Genomic DNA, 1,787 nt, shown 5'->3' on the forward strand with positions numbered 1-1,787 from the left:
CATATTATTACATCAAGACTAATAATATGATCTAATTTAGTTAATTATTTCTTACCATATTGTAGCTACTTACGTCTTCTGGATCAGGGATATCATCACTAGTCTTGCCTTCGTTGACAAAGCCACGCGTTTCATAAAAATGGAAGAGCTTAGGTAAACAAGTCAGTGTAACTGCACCTCTATCCTGGTCTTGAGCAATCTTGCATAATTCTTCAATTAAAGCTGATGCAATTCCCTGCTTACGATATTCTTTTCTAGTCGCCAAACTCAAAATTGTTTGATAAGGATACTGTGCATTATTCGGTTGATTTTTAAAATAGAGCTCATCCTTAATGTAGCGATCTTTACTTACTGGACCAAAAACGTGGCCCACTACTTTTCCATCAACTTCTGCAACTAAAAAAGTATCTGAGTAATTTTCAATCCGGCCGATCATATCCTTACGCGTCATTTCTTCTGACATATGAAAAGCACTCGATTCAAGCTCAACAATTGCATCTAGATCATCCATTTTTACAGTACGAATATTTAATGTCATCTATTTTTCTCACTCTTATGTTTTCTATTTTTGTTTAATATTCCTCTTGATAGCTATTCCTTACTATTTTCGAGCCCCTTGAATTTAACTTTTAACTTAATCACTCGATCCATATGCAGTAAATTAGGATTTTGACGGTACAATGCTGTAGCAGATTCAAACAACATATAAATTTCACCATCTTTACCGATAATTTATTCCATATATGGAGATAAAATAATTGCTTTATCTGCTTCTGAAAGATCAAGATTATAGTTTGGTTTATTCAATTTATTTTTAAAAATTAATAATTGTGAATTAAAATCACCGTATGAAGTAGATAATAAAATATTATTTTTATCAAAACTAATTCCTTGAATTTGAGAATAAGTTGACCAGTTTTCACTAGGAAGAGCTAAACCATCTTGCATTTTATCTTTTTTAAATAGTCCTTTTTTATTAAGTTTATAGGCAAAAAGTTGACCACCTCGGACTTTATCGAAGTAGCTGATATAGAGTTTATTCTTATGATAAGTCATATAAGATGTTCGAAGTGGTGCTGATAAGTTGGTACCATGTTCAAATTTTATTGGCTTTTTCTGTTTCTTAAAATTATATTTTTCAATTTCTTTCAGCGTTACCGATTGCACTTGTGCTCGCTGTTCCTGATTAATAGTGGCTACCCATAAACGCTTATGATCTTCGTCATAAGTAATTCCCCCAACATGATCAATATTATTTAAGGCAATTGGTTTTACAAAGCGACCAGTCTTAAAATCTAATACCCAAAGAACTGAATCAAAGGTCTTGCTTTTACTATACGCTGAAATAATCAAATATTTATGGTCAATAATCGCTAAGCCTTGTGGATCCATATCATATGCAATCCCTGGTTGTCCCTGACCAGGAGGAGTATATTTAATTGCTGCTGACTGAATCAAACCGGGAAATCACATAGTAAGTTGGTTTTTGCTTAAAATTCAAGTTTTTATAAATATCTGGATAATTTTGGGATAATAAATTTTTGAATTCTTTAGTTGGATAAGAAGCTGAACGAGTACTAGTGTTATCAATTAAAGCAGGTTGGGGCTTCAATTTATGATGTGGAGTTTTCTTTTTAGAATTATTCCACCATGTAAAAATACCTATACATATTATTAAAACTATTCCAATTGTAACCCAATAATTAACTCTTTTTAGAATTTTTTTATCTTTCGTAAATTGCAATAATAAATTGAACACTTTTAATCAAGCTGCTTGATAGATTAGA

The 1,787-nt window shown here is 31.5% G+C and carries 3 protein-coding genes; all 3 read right to left on the reverse strand.

Features of this window, described 5'->3' with window-relative positions:
• Positions 1 to 40: 40 nt before the first annotated feature.
• The 3 genes from CP370_RS09025 to CP370_RS10155 all read right to left on the reverse strand — a co-directional run bounded on the left by CP370_RS09025 (position 41) and on the right by CP370_RS10155 (position 1,759).
• Positions 41 to 538, reverse strand: a complete 498-nt coding sequence (locus CP370_RS09025) for a GNAT family N-acetyltransferase (protein WP_087713301.1) — start codon at positions 536 to 538, stop codon at positions 41 to 43.
• Between the two features lie 194 nt (positions 539 to 732).
• Complete coding sequence (locus tag CP370_RS10150; RefSeq protein WP_223660577.1) at positions 733 to 1,458, reverse strand: YncE family protein; 726 nt, start codon at positions 1,456 to 1,458, stop codon at positions 733 to 735.
• Entirely contained in the window at positions 1,436 to 1,759 is a 324-nt protein-coding gene (locus tag CP370_RS10155) for a hypothetical protein (RefSeq protein ID WP_232457409.1), read from the reverse strand. Before CP370_RS10155 ends, CP370_RS10150 begins: the two co-directional genes overlap by 23 nt.
• Between the last annotated feature and the right edge of the window lie 28 nt (positions 1,760 to 1,787).

Origin of the sequence: Lactobacillus sp. UMNPBX19 (assembly GCF_002553805.1) — a bacterium.
Lineage (GTDB): Bacteria > Bacillota > Bacilli > Lactobacillales > Lactobacillaceae > Lactobacillus.

Bases quoted from the DNA above. Each gene is read 5' to 3' on its own strand.
- CP370_RS09025 (WP_087713301.1), bottom strand. From the start codon at position 538: ATGACATTAAATATTCGTACTGTAAAAATGGATGATCTAGATGCAATT.